This window comes from Algoriphagus mannitolivorans DSM 15301, from assembly GCF_000429425.1.
Classification (GTDB): Bacteria; Bacteroidota; Bacteroidia; order Cytophagales; family Cyclobacteriaceae; genus Algoriphagus; species Algoriphagus mannitolivorans.
The window spans coordinates 163,034-177,217 of record NZ_AUBV01000008.1; the positions used below are offsets into that span (position 1 = coordinate 163,034).

Consider the following 14,184-nt stretch of genomic DNA (forward strand, 5'->3'; position numbering starts at 1 on the left):
GATTCATGAGAGTACTTAAGAAAATCCATAAAGCAGAATATCGACCCATTGCCGATTTGGTGACCTACAGTCCCATGCCCACGAGGAGTCTTCAGATGATTGATCCTTTTCTTTTTCTCAATCATCATGGTTTTCAAACCTATCCCGCTGGAAATAGAGGCCTTCCCTTTGGTCCACATCCACACCGGGGGATGGAAACGGTGACATTCATTTTGGAAGGAGATATTATGCATTTGGATTCTTCAGGCCATGAATCGGTAATTGGACCAGGAGGGGTGCAGTACATGACTGCAGGAAAGGGGCTGATCCATTCTGAAGTATCGAGCTCAGAATTCAAGAAAAAGGGAGGAGATCTGGAAATTCTCCAGCTATGGCTCAACCTACCCGCTGCTAAAAAAATGATCTCGCCCGCATATGTTGGCTTGCAAAAAGACCAAATTCCCTCCTTTGAACTGGATGAAGGAAAAGTGCAGGTTCAACAGCTTTTTGGAAATAATGCAGGAGTAAAAGGTGCCTTTGAAGGTCAATTCCCTCTGAATCTGGCTACTTATTATTTGAAAAAAGGAGGAAAATTTGAGATTGAGGTTCCAGAACAGGAAAATATATTCTTTTACATCGTAAGAGGTGAGCTGGATGTAAATGGAGAAGAGGTTCAGTTTAGAAATCTAATCGAATTTGAGAACACCGGATCCCAAATTCAAGTAGAGGCTATGGAAGACTCCATCGTAATTTTGGGGTATGCTAAGCCATTTAATGAACCCGTTGTGGCACAAGGACCATTCGTGATGAATACACAACAACAGATTTATGAAGCTTATGAAGATTACCAAGCCGGAAAGTTTGGAACCTGGAATCATTGATCAGCTATCCAAAATATCCTGAGAAACCAGCCTATAAATCTCAGCAATAGACTCGTTGTAGCTCAAAAATTTATGGTGTTCTTCCAGTGTCTCATAGTCTTCCCGGATTGCAGGACCTGTTTGAGCATTTTTTGCACCGATTTGAAGGCTTTTGGATATCGTCTCGATGATTAAGGGCTTGAGCATTTCAAAATCCAACCCCTGCCTTCTCATGATTTCCTCAGCGATCCGGATCATATGATTGGAAAAATTACTGGCAAATACTGCCGCCACATGAATAGCTCTCCGGTCTTTAGACTTGATAGTATAGGCCAATGGAGAAATACTTTTTGCCAGTTTTTTGAGTTTTTGAAGCACCTGCTGATCCTCCGATTCCAGAAGAAAGGGCACCTCATCCATTTCCATTTTCTTTCCTCTGGTAAAAGACTGGAGAGGATATAGAATCCCGATGTAAGAAGCGGAACTATACCCTAAAACATCCAAAGGCATTGCCCCCGAAGTGTGTACCAGAATACTGTCATCGGGTAAAATAACCTCATCTGCAAGCTCTGGAATCGCTGAATCTTTTACTGCCAGTATAAAAATCTCCGCTTTGCTTTCTGAAAAATCCAAGTTATCAGTTGGATCTGCAGCATACAGACGCTCGGTGATTTCTTGGGCTTTTTTCAGATCCCTGGCATAGACTTCGGTGATCTCATGACCTGCATCTTCCAAAGCCGGCGCGAGATGCCAAGCCACATTTCCTGCTCCTAAAATGGCTATTTTGAACTTCATAAGGGAAGTAAGCCAATTTTGAAGAAAAGAAAAAGCCATCCCAAAAGATCAGGATGGCTTCTAAATAATTTTCTAAACTTCTCTTAAATATGGAGTGCTCTATTGTCAGTTGCTGCCAAACAAGCCTCTTTGAAAGCTTCTGTATAGGTCGGATGAGCATGAGACATTCTGGAAATATCTTCGGCAGAAGCCCGATATTCCATAGCTACCACGGCCTCAGCAATCATATCGGCTGTCCTTGGACCGATCATATGTACGCCTAGTATTTCATCCGTTTCAGCATCTGCCAGCACTTTCACTAGTCCATCTGTATCCATGGAAGCTCTGGCTCTTCCAGAGGCCATGAACGGGAATTTTCCAGCCTTGTACTTGATTCCTTTTTCTTTCAGTTGCTCTTCGGTATAACCAACCGCAGCCACTTCAGGCCAGGTATATACTACCCCAGGGATCAGATTATAGTTGATGTGTGGCTTTTGACCTGCCAATGTCTCTGCTACAAAGACACCCTCTTCCTCAGCTTTGTGGGCAAGCATAGCACCTTTTACCACATCGCCGATTGCATAAATATTAGAGACTGAGGTCTGCAAATGATCATTTACTTCAATCTGACCTCTTTCAGTCAACTTCACCCCAGCGGCTTCAGCATTCAGGCCATCGGTATAAGGTCTTCTACCAATAGATACCAAAACGTAATCACCTTTGATTTCAATGGTTTCGCCTTTGGAGTCTTCAGCTTTCACAGTTACTTCCTTACCCTTGTTTTCCACAGAAGTCACTTTATGCTTAAGGAAAAACTCGAAACCGATTTTCTTCAGGGATTTTTGAAGCTCTTTACCCATGGTTCTGTCCATGGTAGGGATGATAGAATCCATAAATTCTACCACAGATACTTTAGCTCCCAAACGGGCATATACTGAACCTAGCTCCAGGCCAATTACTCCGCCACCGATTACAACCAGATGCTTTGGAATCTCTTTCAATTTCAAAGCTTCAGTGGAAGTGATGACACGGTCCTTATCCAACTTGATAAATGGCAAAGTTGAAGGCTTGGACCCTGTAGCAATAATGATGTTTTTCCCCTGAATCTCAGAAGAAGAACCATCGTCTTTGGTCACTTTCACCTTAGTGTTGTTGACAAAAGATCCCAAGCCCTGATGAACGTCAATTTTATTTTTCTTCATCAAAAACTGAATCCCTTCCACATTTTGCTTGACCACATCCTCTTTCCGGGAGATCATCTGACCCAAATCAACTTTCAGGCCTTTGACCTCAATCCCATGAGTCTTGAAGGTATGAGAGGCATTGTGATAATGCTCAGAAGAGTCCAAAAGTGCTTTGGATGGAATACAGCCTACATTGAGGCAAGTGCCGCCCAAGGTAGAGTACTTTTCAACTATTGCGGTCTTCATACCTAGCTGAGCGCAGCGAATCGCTGCTACATACCCCCCAGGACCAGAACCGATTACTATGACGTCGTACATATTTTGATCTTTGTACCAGGCACCAAGTACAAAGTACCAAGCATCCTGAAATTAAACATTTAGACTTTTTTTAAGCTTTGCAACCATATTTTGGATATGTTCTGGTTGCAATCCAAGTTTTTGATAATCCTCATCTATTTGAAATAACTAATTGGGTATCCAATTCAAATGAAGAGCCTTGGGCTATTCCCAAGAAATTGTTGAATTCTTTCGGAGTGTTCCTTCCTGCTCCTTCTGCTATATTGGAAGGAATTGAAATTACACTTCTATTTATCTGACTTATTAGCCCGAATTTCTCCTCTTTTGGAGTTTTTCAGTTAGTTGATAAACCTCAACTGCCAAATCAATGGACTTTTGCCAAACAAGTAATTCTTTGTAACGATTCATAAGAAAATGGTTTAGGTTAAAAATAGTCTCCTCAAATTAACCTAACCCTTCCTTATTTACTATATCTCAATACTTTGTACTTAGTACTTCGTACAAAGAATCAAACTCCAAACAACAATCGAGTCGGATCTTCCAGAAGTTGTTTTACTCGAACTAGGAAGCTCACAGATTCTCGACCGTCAATGATTCTGTGATCATAAGAAAGGGCCACATACATCATTGGAAGGATTTTCACCTCTCCGTTTACAGCCATAGGTCTTTCCACAATATTGTGCATTCCTAGAATAGCTGACTGAGGAGCATTGATAATCGGAGTGGACATCATGGAACCAAACACACCACCATTGGTAATGGTGAACGTTCCACCGGTCATTTCCTCGATGGAAAGCTTGTTGTCTCGAGCTTTTCCAGCCAACCTTACGATTTCTTTTTCGATTTGGTCGAAGGACATTCCTTCTGCGTTGCGGATTACTGGAACCACAAGACCTTTTGGAGCAGACACAGCAATGGAAATATCGCAGAAATCATTGTAAACGATCTCGTTGCCATCGATCATCGCATTGACTGCTGGCCACTCCTGAAGGGCCACACATACTGCCTTGGTAAAGAAAGACATGAAACCTAGTCCAACACCGTGCTTTTCCTTGAACTGATCCTTAAACTTAGATCTCAAATCCATGATTGGCTTCATGTTCACCTCATTAAAGGTGGTCAACATCGCTGTTTCATTTTTTACAGCGACCAAGCGACGGGAGACAGTCTTACGAAGAGAAGACATTTTTTCTCTTCTGACATTTCTGGAACCTGGTGCTACAGGAGCAGACTCAGAAGCTTTTGGAGCTGGGCTAGGAGCTGCTTGAGGAGCAGAAGCTGGTTTTTGAGCACTCAACGCATCTTCTTTGGTGATTCTACCATCCTTTCCTGTTCCTGCAACAGCCGAAGCTGGGATTCCTTTTTCAGATAGGATTTTTGAAGCAGCTGGAGATGCATGTCCGGAAGCGTAATTAGTGGAGGCAGAAGCAGCAGAAGCTGGGGCAGCTTCAGCACTTGGAGCAGAAGAAGCTGCTGGCGCGGAGTCGGTGACTTCAATTTTACAAATCATACCACCGATTTCCAGCACATCACCTTCTTTGGCAACATGGCGAAGAATTCCGGTAGCCTCAGCTGGTAATTCAAAAGTGGCTTTATCAGAATCTACCTCAGCAATAATTTCGTCCAAGGTTACAAAGTCTCCGTCTTTTTTGATCCAATTTGCCAAAGTCACCTCTGTAATGGACTCACCGACAGTAGGAACGATCATATCCTTCACTTCACCGGTTGACTGAGCTTTTGCAGGAGCGGCAGCAGTTAGTGCGGCAGCTGGAGCAGAAGAGGAGGCTTCAGCCGTCTCTTCAATGACACAAATCAATCCACCGATTTCAAGCGTATCGCCTTCCTGTGCTTTGATTCTCAATACCCCTGCAGCTTCAGAGGGAAATTCAAAAGTAGCCTTGTCAGACTCCAGTTCACAGAGTACTTCGTCCATCTGAACGACATCTCCATCTTTTTTAAACCATTGCCCTACAGTGACTTCCGAGATAGACTCTCCAACTGTGGGTACTCTCATTTCTTTGCTCATGGTCCTAATATTTTTCCTTCAAATCTTTCAGGAAGGATGGTTTTTTGTGATTTATTTCTTTAAAAACAACCCCGGAATGACCTCCGGGGTAGATTATGTTATTTTAGCTTCAACGCCTGAGATACTATATACTTTTGTTCTTCCACATGGACTTTGTTGTATCCTGTCGCCGGAGAAGCACTTGGTTTTCTAGCGATGACACTCATCGGAATATCCTTGTACAACAATCTCAAAAGATAATTCCAATATCCCATGTTTTCAGGCTCTTCCTGAACCCAAACCACTTCAGCACCTTTGTAGGCCTTCAAAGCTTCCAACATTTGATTTTTTGGAAGTGGGTGCAATTGCTCCACACGGATAATGGCAACATTCTTGATTTTTTCCTTCTCCCGTGCTTCCTCCAAATCATAATAAACCTTTCCTGTACATAGAATCACACGCTTCACGTCCTTAGGATTGACTGTAGTGTCTGGAAGGACCTCACGGAAATGACCACTTGTGAATTCAGACAACGGGGACACTACCTTTGGATGTCTCAGTAGAGACTTTGGTGACATTACCACACATGGCTTGCGGAATTCCCAAGTCAACTGTCTTCTCAATAAATGGAAGAAGTTGGAAGGCTCAGTAATGTTGGCCACGACCATATTATATTCTGCAGAAAGCTGAAGGAATCGTTCAGGACGCGCATTGGAGTGTTCAGGACCCTGACCTTCGTACCCATGAGGCAAAAGCATCACGATACCGTTCATTTTTTGCCACTTGGATTCTCCAGAGGAGATAAACTGGTCAATCATCGTTTGAGCACCGTTGGCAAAGTCCCCGAATTGACCTTCCCAAATAGTCAGAGAATTCGGATTTGCCATGCCATATCCATATTCAAAGCCCAAAACGGCGTATTCTGATAGAAGAGAATTGTAGATATAGAAAGGCCCCTTTCTCTCTTTCATCTCTTTTAGAGAATTGTATGGCTGGTTGGTATTTGCGTCATGAATTACTGCATGACGGTGAGAGAATGTACCCCTTTGAACGTCCTGCCCGGTGATTCTGACTGTCTTACCTTCCAAAAGTAAGGATCCATAGGCCAAAAGTTCAGCAGCAGCCCAGTTTAGTTCTTTGGATTCAAAGAACATATCTTTTCTCTGCTTCATCTGTACCTCGATCTGCTTGATTGGCTTGAAGCCTTTTGGAATAGTCGTCAGTGCTTCAGCGACTTTACCGATATATTCAGCAGAAATGCCCGTTTCAGGAGATTTTTCGAAATCTTCAGGCTTGGATCTTCTCAGACTTCCCCATTCTCTTTCAAACTTGGTCGCTTGATAAGGAAGAGGTTTTTCTTTGACCATATTTAAGCGATCCTGAAGTAATTGACGGAACTCTTCATCCATCTGAGCCGCAATTTTGGCATCAATATCACCTCTTTCTGTCAGCCTTTTCACATAGATCTCTCTAGGATTTGGGTGTTTGGAAATGATATTATAAAGTTCAGGTTGGGTGAATTTTGGTTCATCGGATTCGTTATGGCCATGTCTTCTGTAGCAGACCATATCGACGAAGATATCCTTGCTGAATTTCTGACGGAATTCCGCAGCTAACTTGGCAGCAAAGACCACTGCTTCGGCATTATCACCATTGACGTGGATGACAGGAGCATCGATGATTTTAGCGACATCGGTACAATAGATGGATGATCTTGCATCGTCAAAGTCCGTGGTGAAGCCCACTTGATTGTTGATCACAAAATGAATCGTACCACCGGTGTTATAGCCTTTTAGGCTAGCCATTTGGGTCACTTCATACACGATCCCCTGTCCTGCCACAGCAGCATCCCCATGTATCAAGATAGGAAGTGCTTTGGTGGCATCACCTTTATGTTCATGATCGATTTTTGCTCTTATAAATCCTTCTACTACTGGATTTACAGCTTCGAGGTGGGAAGGGTTTGGAGCCAACTTCAAATGAACCTTCTTATCCTCAGGGGTCACGATATCCGAAGAATAGCCCATGTGATACTTCACATCACCATCTCCCATAGTGAGATCTGGCTTCGCTGTCCCTTCAAATTCAGAGAAGATCTGCTCATAGGTCTTGCCCATGATGTTCGCCAAAACGTTAAGCCTACCGCGGTGAGCCATACCGATCATGACTTCTTCCACTCCATGAACCGCTGCAGTATTGATTACTGCATCCAAAAATGGAATGGTACTTTCACCACCCTCCAGAGAAAATCTCTTTTGGCCGAGGTACTTGGTGTGTAAAAAGTTTTCAAAAACAACAGCTTGGTTGAGTTTGAATAGAATTCTTTTCTTTTCCTCTGTGGATGGGTTGAATGCCAAAGCTTCTTTTTCAACTTTAGTCTTAAACCAATCCAACATCTCCGGATCCCGGATGTAGAGGTATTCAAAGCCCATTGGGCCTTCATAAATCGTTTTAAGGGCAGAGATGATATCTGCCAATTTTGCATCTCCAATGCCGATTTCATTTCCGGCCTGGAATACTGTATTCATGTCCTCATCGCCCAAACCAAAGTCATGAGGATCGATGAGAGCCTTACGGTCTCTTCTTTCTCGTACCGGGTTGGTCTTGGATCTCAAATGCGCTCTGGAACGGTGGGCATGGATTAAAGCTCTAACTTTAATCTCTTTCGGCAATTGCTCCATGTCCATGATGGTACCTGGTGTGGCCAGAGCTCCATTTTTCGGGAGAGGTTTAGCCGCAGGTGATGGCGTGCCATTTCCATTTTCCTCTTGGCCATAATTGGCAAGCGCAAAATCAAAGCCGTCAAAAAACTCTTTCCAACTCGGGTCTATTGAGGCAGGATCACTTTTGTAAGTAGCGTAAAGCTCGTCGATATAGGTGACGTGTGCATTCGCGATATAGGAGAATTTGTCCATGCTGTTAGTTTCAGAAGAGAACAAAGCTAAGGCCTATTTTTCATTTTAAAAAACCGCTTATTTGGCTAACCAAATATATATAATGTAAAAAAAAAGCAGTGTCCTAAGGACACTGCTTTAAAATTGGTTAAAATATTCTTAACGCAAAGCTGGCCAAGGCTTTCCGGTATTGGACTTCACAGCCACAGTACCAAATTCACCATAAGTATTCACCCATTCAAAGGTCAATACGGAAGCAGTTGCGCTCTTAACAGTCATAGAGTAGCTATCTCCATACTTATCAGTACCCGTCATGGTCAATCTACCGCAAGCATCATTGATTCTTACGTTACCGCTACCCCAAGTATCAGGATAACAAGCCTGCCAAGAACCAAAGGTTCCGTCAGACACGGTGTATGAACCAGGAGCCGATGCAACAGCTGTCCAAGTCGTAGAGCCAGAGAAGGTTTTACCGCAGAATGTTTCCAAGTGATCAAACTGGTAGGTACCTGCAAGATCAGAAGGACAAATTACGCTGACAGGATACTGGAAAGGAGAAGCGTAGAATGGGGCACCAGCAACGTTAGTAGTAACGTTATCAGAGCTAAATCTTCTACCAAATTTGTCATTCAGCACAAGTCTGAATTCAAATACGTCACCACCTTCGATTCCGGCAGCCGTCAAACCCACCGCAGAGATAGCCTCAGCAGCAGTTACTTCAAAAGAAGCTCTTAGGAATCTTGAATCATTGTTTGGTTTGAAATCTGATGCCTGCAATGTTTTCACAAGAACATCATTAGCAGGAGTGTACTGCAAACCAACACCCGGAATCAATCTTCTATGACGAACACGGATTTCTACAGTCTGAACTGTAGCTCCATCTTCTTTGTCAACCGCTTCCAAAGTCAAAGCAAATTTTGACCCGGGAAGGTTGAAGAAGTTGAAGGTTGTACTCGTTCTTGCAATTGTTCTCAAGTAAGCACCGTTGTCGAAAGTAGTATAAGGAACGTTTGGTTCGATAGTATCACGACAAGAGCTTAGAAAGATGAGAGCCATGGCGAACAAGCCGAAACTATATTTTAGCATTTTCATGTTTTCTAATTTTGTGGTTAATAAATCCAAGGTGATGCAGGATTATTATCCCAGAACACTTGTTGCGCAAGATTGCTCTTCTGACTAGCATTAAGGTTAGTCACAACATAGTTGTTTGGATACAAGAATGAACGGATAAACGGACCTGCATTTTCTTCCAAGGCTGGCTGCATTTTCGCAGGCTTACCAGTTCTTCTGTAAAGATTGAAAGCTTCCAAACCGTTACCATACAATGCCAACCAATATTCTGTCGCAATCACATTAAGCTTTGAATCCGCGTTAGCAGCTGCATCATATCTGTTTCCTACGAAAGAGATGTAATTTTCTACTGAACGGTTGAACTGATCATTTGGATCAAAAGCAGTAATCACAGAAGCCTCAGCACTAGTGAGAGAGAACAAACGCACATAAGTCATTTGCTTTCTGATACCAGACAACAAGTAATCCTTAGCATTTCCGGTTGTTCCAAGAGTAAGCGCAGCTTCAGCCAACATGAAGTCCACATAGGCAGCCAACATGATTGGATGTACACCAGCACCTCTTGCGCCCAAGCTTGGGTTGTTTACAGGAGACGCAGAGTTGTTGTCAAATCTACCTCCGGATGGATAAACACCATAAGCAGTTCTAGCCAACCCATCTGGTGGAATACCGTCTGGATCCAAGTGATCTCTTCCCCAATAACCTCTGTTTCCAGCAGGATTACAGTATGGGAAGCCACCTACCAAATAGTGCGGAGGAGGGATTTGAGAGATACACTCTTGCTCGTCCACGTTGGTGGTGTTGGTCAATCTCTGACGATACATATAGTAACGTACTCTCGGATCATCAAACCCTTTTTCTACAGTCAAATGATGCATAAAGAAAGTCGACTGATAATCTCCACCACCTGATGTATACTGACCAGCAAACTTAGGATGTCTGGAATCCGGATCGGCAGCAGTAGTTCCGAAAGTGAAAACAAAGTCATCACTAGCAGCTAGCGTAGCACCAGTTTTAAGCATGTTATTTTCAGCAATCAAAGCATTGATACCAGATCTAGAACCTGCCGGATCGATCAATCTTCTGGTAAGAAAATATCTCAATTTCAGCGTGTTCACCAATCTTACCCACTTCGTATAATTTCTGTTATAGAAATAATCGTTTGGAGTACCTGCAGTATTGGCAGTAAAATGAGCTTTTGCTTCATCCAAAAGGGTAGCAGCCGCAGTATAAATAGCTGCATCATCGTCAACTTTAGGATTGAAGTTGGCCGCATCCAAAGCTTCTGAATAAGGTACATCACCAAAGGTATCTACCAAATCAAACAAAACCATGGCTTTGATTGTCTTAGCAATCCCCAAGTGCCTCTGCAAGTTTGCAGTGGTAGCAAGAGGAGTCAAGAAATCAATATCAGCCAAGATACCTGCATAGGCTGTGGACCAAGTACCATTGGTAGCTGGAGCAGTATATGCTAATTCATACAAGGCAGAACCTTGATTGATCTGACGAGTAAGTCTCGCACCTCTATCGGCAATACCATACCACATTCCCTGATAGCCCAGCTGAATACTGTTCAGCAAGAAATCAGGAGAAGCAGTTTGAGCATTCACCGCATTTGGGTTTTCCAGCAACTCATCTAACTTTTCTTCACAAGACGTGGCGAATAGCATCGTAGATGCCAAAGTCACGCTATATATAAATCTTTTCATTGTCATTTCTAGTTTAGGGTTAGAAAGTAAGAGTTAACGTTCCACCCAATCTTCTTGAGCTAGGACCAGTCACGAAGTCAAATCCAAGACCGTTACCTACACCTGTACCCAACACGTCCACATCATAGTTCATGTTTGGTGGGAAGTTAACTGCCAAGAACCACAAGTTGGTACCGCTAAGTGCAAAAGAAGCTCTCTTGAAAGGAGTCTTTGCCATGAGCGTATTTGGCAACTGATAGGACAAGGAAACCTCACGAAGTCTCCACATGGATCCATCGAATACGTTTGGCTCATCTGTGGCTCCCTGATAACCAGAGAAGAAGTAGTCAGAAGCAGAAATCTGATAGTCGTTAGGGATATAGTTCGGAGAACCATCAGCCTTCACTCCATCTTGTCTCACACCTGGCATGATAAAGGTCAACTCTCTATCAGCAACTGGATCTTTGGTCACCCCTCTTGCAAGTGTAGCCGTTACCGTATTTGAGAATACTGCGCCTTTGTGTCTGTACTCCATCATCACGTTCAAAGAGAATCCTTTGAAAGTAAAGTTGTTAATCCAAGAACCAGTCCACTGTGGGTTAGGATCACCAAGTTCAACTAGGTCAGCAGCAGCTTTGTGCACACCGTTTCCTAGAATGATTGGCTGTCCTGATTCTGGATCTCTATCAAAACCAATACCTTTGATAATGTTGAACGGTCTGCCTGGAATCGCGAAGTTACCTAGGGTAGTGAAACCAGCCACAACGATTTCTTCCAATCCACCGCCAAGCTCGATAACCTCAGTTCTATACTTAGACCAGTTAAGAGTAGAATTCCACTCAAAACCAGAGGCAGTAGAAACTGGAGTCACAGTAGCCTGGAGTTCAGCACCACGAGTTCTGATTTTACCAATGTTGGTTGTAGTAGAGGTAAATCCTGTAGATGGGTCAATTGGAGCACTGGTGATCAAGTCTCTTGTATTTTTTTCGTACAAGGAAAGATCGAATTTCAACTTGTTATTGAACATTACAGCTTCCACACCGAATTCCAATTCTCCGTGAAGCTCTGGTCTCAAGTTCGGATTACCAAGTACGTTGGATACGGAGTGAGTCTGAGTTACACCGCCTCTGTCGAAAGCTCTTGCACTTTGTGCCAAAACGTTTCTAGTTCTGTAAGGGGAAGGATAACCAGCTGAAGTACCGTAACCTAATCTCAGTTTCAGGTCATTGACAGTGGAAGAGTTCCAATCAAATGCGGTAGAAGGAATGAAAGAGATAGATGCTCCTGGGTAAAGAATGCTTCTGTTTTCAGCTTCTACGGTGGAAGTCCAGTCATTTCTTGCAGAAAGGTTCAAGAACAAATAATCTGCATAATCCAAAGTCACGTTTGCATACACCCCATATCTTCTTTCCTCTGATCCGAAGTTCATAGTGCCTCCAGAATAAGCATCATTGGAAGAAGAGTTGGAGAAGTTGGAGTGACGGAAAAGACCAAAGGCAAGCTGTCCTTGAGAAGCGACACCGTTTTGGTCGTACACATCATATCGGGAGTTACCACCCAACAACGCGCTCATTCCGAATTTCTCAGAGAATTCTTTCTTCCAGTTCAAGATAATATCCTGGTTCCAAATGGTGTTTTGGATATTAATCGTTCTATAATAACCAGTTTGAGTAGCCAAAGAAGAAGAAGGTCCCCCTTTGTTGTATCTCAATTCCTGCATTTCGAAGTAGGTATCCAGACCCAATCGATAGGTGATTGAGAAATTGTCATTGATATCGTAGTTCAAGGAAGTAGAATTAAAGAAACGCTTCACGTCAGAAGAGTTCACATAATTTTTAACCAACCAATTAGGGTTAACAATATCATTACCACCTCTATAGTAAACAGAACTCTTATCTACTGGGTTTTCCCAAGGCAGGCCTGCCAAATCAACAGATCTTGGCGTGTAAAGCACGTGAGCAAACACAGATGGAATACCACCGCTTGGTCCAGATCCGAATGAAGCGTTAACTGGAGGAGTGATCAAATCAGTGATTGCAAAAGTGAATGAAGAGTTGACAGACAACTTATCAGTCACAGCAGAGTTGATACCCAAACCGAAGTTATATTTCTTCAATTCGTTGCCAGGAACGAAACCTTCGTCATCGGTGAAGCCAAAGCTAGCATTGAATCCTGTCTTGTCAGAACCACCGGAAATAGCCACAGAAGTATTGGAAACAATACCAGTTCTGAAGAAAATTTCAGATGGGTCAGCATAAGCCTTGTATTCATACTGTACTGGAGTTCCTCCGATAATACCATCCACCCAGAACTGAGGGAAAGCGTTTCTTACAGAAGCAACAGATGAAGTAGCATACGGATGGTTTACTGTTCTTCCTTCATCCATTCTAGGACCAAAGTTGGAGAAGAAGAATCCAGGAGCTTGCTGGAAACCGTTTCCGTAAATTTGACCATAAGTTGGTAGGGAAGCTGCAGTGTTGCTGAATACAGACTGATTAACAGTTACTTCAGCAGCTTTTCTTTTGGATGCACCGGATTTGGTAGTGATCAGGATTACCCCGTTTCTACCTTGGTCACCATAAAGAACTGTTGCGGAAAGACCCTTCAATACAGACATGCTCTCGATGTTGTTTGGATCAATATCCAAGAATCGAGAAGAGGTAGCAGCACCACCAGTTGTAAATCCGTTAGCATTGTTTGTGCTGGTGTTGAAAGGAACACCATCCACCACGAACAAAGGCTGGTTAGAACCGGTAGCAGAAGAATAACCTCTGATTACCATGTTAGTACCGGAACCTGACATACCGTTGGTTGAAGTAATGTTCACACCTGGAACTTTTCCTTGCAACACCCGGGCGACGTCAGCTTCTGGACGGTTCTCCAATTGCTCGTTACCCACTGAAGTTACGGCGTAACCCAGTGCTTTTTTCTCTCTTTCAATACCGATCGCAGTTACAACAACTTCATTCAGTTGTGCTGCGTCAGTCTTAAGAGTGACATTGATCACGGTTCGGTTGCCAATTACTTCTTCGGAGGACTTCAATCCCACAAAAGAATAAATCAGAACATTTGATCCCGCAGGTACATTAATGGAATAATTACCATCCAAATCGGTGGTAGTACCCACTGTTGTACCCTTCACGAGAACAGTTGCTCCGGGCAACCCTAGACCGTCTTCCTCGGAAATTACCTTGCCGGTAATTACCCGTTGCTGCGCTGACACCTCATAACTGAGTGCCATGGTGAAAAGCGCAACAACAAAGAGTAAAGCTTTTCTCATAAGGTATTTAGTTTAGTTGATTCGTAAAGAAAATTTATTCTGGCAAAATTTCAAAAGCGGTTAAAAATTCGTTTCAAAGGAGGAAAAAGCTGATAATTTGGTCGCACCCCCATATTGTTAACAATAATTAACACCTTTCTTATGAATTGCTA

9 protein-coding genes are annotated in these 14,184 nt (G+C 43.1%); 1 reads left to right on the plus strand and 8 read right to left on the minus strand.

Annotated elements, in window-relative coordinates:
- The first annotated feature begins 5 nt into the window (after window positions 1-5).
- Window positions 6-860 (plus strand): pirin family protein, encoded by an 855-nt coding sequence (locus G458_RS0110590; RefSeq protein ID WP_026951886.1) that lies wholly within the window; start codon window positions 6-8, stop codon window positions 858-860.
- Here G458_RS0110590 and G458_RS0110595 read toward each other — a convergent pair whose 3' ends face one another.
- The 8 genes from G458_RS0110595 to G458_RS0110630 all read right to left on the minus strand — a co-directional run bounded on the left by G458_RS0110595 (window position 861) and on the right by G458_RS0110630 (window position 14,032).
- Window positions 861-1,634 (minus strand): Rossmann-like and DUF2520 domain-containing protein, encoded by a 774-nt coding sequence (locus tag G458_RS0110595; RefSeq protein ID WP_026951887.1) that lies wholly within the window; start codon window positions 1,632-1,634, stop codon window positions 861-863.
- Between the two features lie 83 nt (window positions 1,635-1,717).
- The gene (gene lpdA, locus G458_RS0110600; protein WP_026951888.1) at window positions 1,718-3,115 is read right to left on the minus strand and encodes a dihydrolipoyl dehydrogenase; all 1,398 of its coding nucleotides are present in this window, start codon (window positions 3,113-3,115) and stop codon (window positions 1,718-1,720) included.
- 130 nt (window positions 3,116-3,245) lie between these two features.
- Entirely contained in the window at window positions 3,246-3,398 is a 153-nt protein-coding gene (locus G458_RS22095) for a four helix bundle protein (RefSeq protein WP_322786242.1), read from the minus strand.
- Between the two features lie 204 nt (window positions 3,399-3,602).
- Window positions 3,603-5,120: a 2-oxoglutarate dehydrogenase complex dihydrolipoyllysine-residue succinyltransferase gene (gene odhB / locus G458_RS0110610; RefSeq protein ID WP_026951890.1), complete on the minus strand. Its 1,518-nt coding sequence runs from the start codon at window positions 5,118-5,120 to the stop codon at window positions 3,603-3,605.
- A 98-nt stretch (window positions 5,121-5,218) separates the two neighbouring features.
- Window positions 5,219-8,014, minus strand: coding sequence for a 2-oxoglutarate dehydrogenase E1 component (locus tag G458_RS0110615; RefSeq protein WP_026951891.1), 2,796 nt, complete (start codon window positions 8,012-8,014; stop codon window positions 5,219-5,221).
- A 138-nt stretch (window positions 8,015-8,152) separates the two neighbouring features.
- Window positions 8,153-9,085 (minus strand): hypothetical protein, encoded by a 933-nt coding sequence (locus G458_RS0110620; RefSeq protein ID WP_026951892.1) that lies wholly within the window; start codon window positions 9,083-9,085, stop codon window positions 8,153-8,155.
- A 17-nt stretch (window positions 9,086-9,102) separates the two neighbouring features.
- The gene (locus tag G458_RS0110625; RefSeq protein WP_026951893.1) at window positions 9,103-10,773 is read right to left on the minus strand and encodes a SusD/RagB family nutrient-binding outer membrane lipoprotein; all 1,671 of its coding nucleotides are present in this window, start codon (window positions 10,771-10,773) and stop codon (window positions 9,103-9,105) included.
- Between the two features lie 19 nt (window positions 10,774-10,792).
- Window positions 10,793-14,032, minus strand: a complete 3,240-nt coding sequence (locus G458_RS0110630) for a SusC/RagA family TonB-linked outer membrane protein (RefSeq protein WP_026951894.1) — start codon at window positions 14,030-14,032, stop codon at window positions 10,793-10,795.
- Window positions 14,033-14,184: the final 152 nt, after the last annotated feature.

Bases quoted from the DNA above. Each gene is read 5' to 3' on its own strand.
- G458_RS0110590 (WP_026951886.1), top strand. From the start codon at position 6: ATGAGAGTACTTAAGAAAATCCATAAAGCAGAATATCGACCCATTGCC.
- G458_RS0110595 (WP_026951887.1), bottom strand. From the start codon at position 1,634: ATGAAGTTCAAAATAGCCATTTTAGGAGCAGGAAATGTGGCTTGGCAT.
- lpdA (WP_026951888.1), bottom strand. From the start codon at position 3,115: ATGTACGACGTCATAGTAATCGGTTCTGGTCCTGGGGGGTATGTAGCA.
- odhB (WP_026951890.1), bottom strand. From the start codon at position 5,120: ATGAGCAAAGAAATGAGAGTACCCACAGTTGGAGAGTCTATCTCGGAA.
- G458_RS0110615 (WP_026951891.1), bottom strand. From the start codon at position 8,014: ATGGACAAATTCTCCTATATCGCGAATGCACACGTCACCTATATCGAC.
- G458_RS0110620 (WP_026951892.1), bottom strand. From the start codon at position 9,085: ATGAAAATGCTAAAATATAGTTTCGGCTTGTTCGCCATGGCTCTCATC.
- G458_RS0110625 (WP_026951893.1), bottom strand. From the start codon at position 10,773: ATGAAAAGATTTATATATAGCGTGACTTTGGCATCTACGATGCTATTC.
- G458_RS0110630 (WP_026951894.1), bottom strand. From the start codon at position 14,032: ATGAGAAAAGCTTTACTCTTTGTTGTTGCGCTTTTCACCATGGCACTC.